This window comes from Protofrankia sp. Cr1 (assembly GCF_963555865.1).
Classification (GTDB): domain Bacteria; phylum Actinomycetota; class Actinomycetes; order Frankiales; family Frankiaceae; genus Protofrankia.
The window spans coordinates 1-4,792 of record NZ_CAUVXO010000409.1 but is presented as its reverse complement, the minus strand read 5'-3'; the positions used below and the strand labels follow the sequence as shown (position 1 = coordinate 4,792).

General features: G+C 67.7%; 4 protein-coding genes. 3 read left to right on the top strand and 1 reads right to left on the bottom strand.

All coding sequences use genetic code 11. The features are described from left to right. The coding region (locus U9980_RS22530) for a hypothetical protein (protein ID WP_322769761.1) at positions 1 to 235 on the top strand (235 nt) is incomplete at its 5' end. A 136-nt stretch (positions 236 to 371) separates the two neighbouring features. Continuing rightward, a complete protein-coding gene (locus tag U9980_RS22525; protein WP_322769760.1) occupies positions 372 to 1,628 on the top strand; it encodes a cytochrome P450 in 1,257 nt (418 codons plus the stop codon). A gap of 17 nt (positions 1,629 to 1,645) precedes the next feature. On the opposite strand, the gene U9980_RS22520 is transcribed toward U9980_RS22525, so the two are convergent. Beyond that, positions 1,646 to 3,184, bottom strand: a complete 1,539-nt coding sequence (locus U9980_RS22520; protein WP_322769759.1) for an FAD-dependent oxidoreductase — start codon at positions 3,182 to 3,184, stop codon at positions 1,646 to 1,648. Positions 3,185 to 3,564: 380 nt separating this feature from the next. Here U9980_RS22520 and U9980_RS22515 point away from each other — a divergent pair. Then, the coding region (locus tag U9980_RS22515; protein WP_322769758.1) for a cytochrome P450 at positions 3,565 to 4,792 on the top strand (1,228 nt) is incomplete at its 3' end.

Here is a 4,792-nt window from a genome sequence, read left to right as displayed (position 1 = left end):
CTGTGGGCTGTGGGGTGGGACCGGGTCGCCGGGTCGCCTGTTGATGATTTTTCGAGGTTTGTGCGCTGAAAGTGGCCTTGTTGATCGCACAAAGCTCGAAAGATCGTTTCTGGTCCGCACCAACCTGCTTCGGGAGTGGGTGACCGGTGTGCAGGGCGCGCTGTGCGATTCCTGCCGTCCTGCATTCAGCGGCGATTCATCCGAGAGCAACGTCGTCCGGCGAGTGTTTGTCTGACAGCCAGTCGCCAATCGCACGGCTGAATTAGGGCGGCATGGCCGAACTGCGACGGCCCGGCCCGGCCCGGTGCGGTGCGGTGCGGGCCGGCATGCGCCGTCGCATACCGGATGATCGTGCGAAGGAAGGGCTGGTCGTGAACTCTGCCTCGACATCGAGTGTGGTCGCTCCCGCCATACTGCCGGCTTTCGGTGCGTTCGACCCGGCACCGGAACGGCGCGCCGATCCTTACCCGAGCTACCGCGCCCTGCGCGAGGCCGATCCGTTCTACCGCCTGCCGTTGGGTGCGCAGCAGGTCACGATCCTCACGCGCTACCAGGACTGTGTGGCCGTTCTCCAGGGCGCGGAGTGGGGCCGCAGCGAAGAAGGAACCAATGCGTGGCGCCCGAGTGACGCGCTCGACGGCGGGCTCCGGTCGTTTCTGCGGATGAATCCGCCCAATCACACCCGGCTGCGCGGGCTGGTCAGCAAGGCTTTCACCCCCCGGGTCATTTCCGGTCTGCGGCCCCGGATCACCGCACTCGTCGACTCCCTGATCGACGCCGCGCAGGCCGCGGGCGAGGTGGATCTGATCGACGTGTTCGCCCGCCCGCTCCCGCTGCGCCTTATCTGCGAACTGCTGGGCGTGCCCGCGCGGGACGAGGAGACGTTCCGGGGCTGGGCGGCCGCGCTGACCCGTGGGCTCGATCCGGACCATCTACTTACACCCGCCGAACTGGCCCAGCGCGTCGACGCCACCCGTGAGTTCGACGCCTATTTCACGGATCTGATCACGGACCGGCGGAACCGGCCTACGGATGATCTGCTCAGCAACCTGGTGGCGGTGCGCGAACAGGGTGACCGGCTGACCGAGGCCGAACTGCTGGAACTCTGTGCGTTGCTGCTGGTCGCCGGGTATGAGACCACGGTCAATCTGATCGGCAACGCGGTTCTGGCACTGGTGCGTAATCCCGACCAGCTCGCGACCGTGCACGCTGATCTCGACCTGGTACCTGCGGTTATCGACGAGACGCTGCGCTACGACCCACCCGTACAGTTCATCGGACGCTTTGCGCTACAGGATACCGAGGTGTCCGGGCGTGCCTTCAGATCAGGCGATGTCGTCGTCACCCTGTTGGCCGCCGCCCAACGGGACCCCGACGCCTTCGGGGATCCGGACCGGTTCGACATCACCCGCTACGGCGGGCCGGCCCCGGCCCTTCGGCACCTCGGTTTCGGCCTGGGCATCCACTACTGTCTCGGCGCGCCGCTCGCCCGCCTTGAGACAGAGATCGCTCTGCGGGCGCTCATCCGCCGCGCTCCGCGCCTCGCTCTGAGCACAGACCAACTCGCCTACCGGGCACATCTGGTCGTGCGTGGCCTCCAGACCCTCCCCGTCCGGCTGGCGCCTTGACGGCGGCCAAACCCGGGTCAGTGGCGGGTGGCGGGTGGCAGCTGCCCAGGTAGGGACGGACGTGCCCGACCGGACCGGACGACGCCCGCCACCACAGCGGGCCGCAGCAGCGCGGTGGGAGCCTCCACGAGGTTCAGCACATTCATCAGCGCGCCGGCCACCGTGGCATCGTGATGTGCGGCGATCTGTACCCGCTCGCCGTATGCCCCGACCAGCCGGCCGCGTAGGCCGCGTCGCCCCTGCACGCCGGGATAGCGAAGGTCTGCGCCGGTTGCCATCTCCCATGCGGTGTCCACGAGGCGGCCGGCCTGCCGGTAGAAGCGCGCGGGCAGATCCGGGCCACCGGCCTCCAGACAGGTCCGCAGGGCCAGCGCCTGCTGGGCCGCCACCGTCATCCCCTGGGCGTAGAGCGGATTGAAGCTGCAGATCGCGTCGCCGATGGCGAGGAACCCGACGGGCGGGTTCGTCAGACGCTCGTAGCGTCGACGCAGCGAACCGGAGAAGCGGTGGGGGATCGGGTCACTGAGCGCTTCCGCCGAAGCGACCAGGTCGTGGATGTCGGGAACGGGCAGCGTCCGGGCGAACGCCTCGAAACCGTCGGGGTCCGTCGGCGGATGGTCGCCGAGCATCCCGGCAAGCGTTATCTGCCAACGCTCGCCCTCGAGCGCTACGGCTCCGCCGCCACGGAACCCGGGCATCGTCGAAATGATGATCGAGCGGTGACCGTCAAGGTCGTCGGGCTTACGGCGGTAGAACCGCGACGCATAGCCGAGGTCCACGTCGACCCGCTGCTCCAACGGCCGGGGCAGGCCGAGGGCGGCGAGCCAGTCCGGGCCGCGGGAACCGCGTCCGGTCGCGTCGACGACGAGGTCCGCACCGACGAACTCCGCACCGACGAACTCCGCCCGCTCGCCGGCCGCCGGCCCCGGGCCCGAGCCCGGCCCGGGGCCATCCGAAACGGTTCGGGCCGATCGCAGGACCCGCACGCCGATGATGTGCCCGGGAGCGCCGGGAGCTGCGACAAGCTCGGTCGCGGCTGCCCGCTGGATGAACTCCACCCCCGCGGTCCCACGCAGACTCGAACGGATGACGGCTTCCAGCAGCGGTCTGCTGGCGAGTATCGAGATCAGCCCGGTCTCGGTCGGGTGGACCCGCAGCCCCCGTAGGTACCAGCGGGAACCGACCAGCGTCTCGATCGTGGGAGCACCCCTCGCGCCGAGTTCGGCGGTCAGTCCGGGAAACAGTTCCTCCATGATCTGACGGCCACGGTCGAGGAGGCCGTGCAGGTGGCGACCCTGGGGCACGCCGCGACGCGGGTCGGCATCGGGGTCGGCATCGGGGTCGGCAAGGACGTCCCGCTCGAACACGGTGACCCGGTCGAAGGTTGCCGCGAGCACCCGGGCGGCGAGCAGCCCGGCGATGCCGGCGCCCAGGACGACCGCGTGGCCACGGCCGTCGGCGGTCAGGGGAACCAGCGCGGGCCGGCCCCGAAACGGATCATCAGTGTCGGACGTGAATTCCTGCTTCGGCTTCCGGACTTTCCCACCGTGTACCATCACGCCTCCGTGGCCGTCCTGTGTTCGCCACCGACAGGTGGTCCACCGCCAGCATGGTCGGGTCATCTCGAATCTTATTCTCTTCTGTTTGGCCGGCTTTTTAATTATTGAGCCATCCGATAGATCCATTCATGGACGCAATGATGCGACGGGATGTGGCGTGGCCGGTCGGACGAAAATCCGTCGGGATCTTGACTCGGTATGTCAATGAACCGTTCACCGTGGCGCCAGTCGGCTCTGCTGGTATAGCTTTTTACCGGACGATCTGACACGTTCGGCGATTTCCGTTCCCGACGTGGGCGTCAGCGTATCCGCCGGTGCGCTCGACGCTGACGACCGGTGACCGGAGAAGCGCCGAAGAATCGTGAGAGGGAGCCGAAATGGACGTGGCAACCAGCCCGGCGAACACGCGGACCGACATGGTCGTACCGCCCCTGTTGGGCGAGCTGTTCGATCCGGCGAACCGCGCCGATCCGTACTCCCGATACGAGGAGCTACGAGCCGCCGGACCACTCCACATGTCAGCCATCGGGTTGCACCTGGCAACCCGTTACACAGACTGCGTCAAGATCTTGCAGAGTGCGGACTGGGGGCACGACAAGGAAGCCGAGCAACTGCACCCCACCATCCCGGCAGCGGCCTTCCCCGACACGTTCCTGTGGATGGAGCCACCCGACCACACCCGGCTACGCGGCCTGGTCACCAAGGGATTCACCGCGCGGCGGGTGGCCGAGCTCCGGCCGCGCATCACCGAACTGGTGGACAGCCTTTTTGACGCCGCGCTGGACGCCGGCGAGTTCGATCTGATCGAGATGATGGCCTACCCGCTGCCGCTCACCATGATCTGCGAGATTCTGGGCGTGCCCGCCGAGGATCATCCACTCGTGCAGAAGTGGTCGCAGGCGCTCTCGCGCGCGTTCGATCCCGACGTCTACATGACGGCCGAGGCGCTGGCCGCCCGCAACGCGGCGCTGCCGGAGTTCGCCGCATACTTCCGTCAACTTGTTGACGAACGGCGGCGCAGCCCCGGCGACGACCTGATCAGTTCTCTGGCCGCGGTGGAGGACCAGGGCGACAGGCTCACCGCGGAGGAAGTTCTCGGCACCTGCATCACCCTGATCATCGCGGGTCACGAGACGACCGTGAACCTGGTCGGCAACGGCGCCCTTGCCCTGTTGCGCAACCCCGACCAGCTCGATCTGCTGGGCACGAGGCCGGAGCTGATACCCAGGGCCGTGGACGAGCTGCTCCGTTACGACTCGCCCATTCACATGAACACCCGTGCCGCCAAGCGGGAGCTCGTGATCGGTGGGCGGACCTTCGCTCCCGGGGAAGGCGTGGTCGCTCTGATCGCCTGCGCGAACCGTGACCCTGACGCCTACGACGAACCAGACCGGCTCGACGTCACCCGATTCTACGGCGAACGCCCGGTCTCGCGTCATTTGTCCTTCAGCCTCGGCCACCACTACTGCCTGGGCGCGCCACTCGCCCTGCTGGAGATGGAGATCTTCCTCGACGCGCTGGTGAGTCGGGTCAGATCCACCGAGCTGCTCAGCGCCACCCCTCCGTACAAGCCGAACATCCTCATCCGCGGTCTGGCGAGTCTGC

Coding starts and splice junctions, on each gene's coding strand:
- U9980_RS22520 (WP_322769759.1), bottom strand. CDS start 3,184: ATGGTACACGGTGGGAAAGTCCGGAAGCCGAAGCAGGAATTCACGTCC.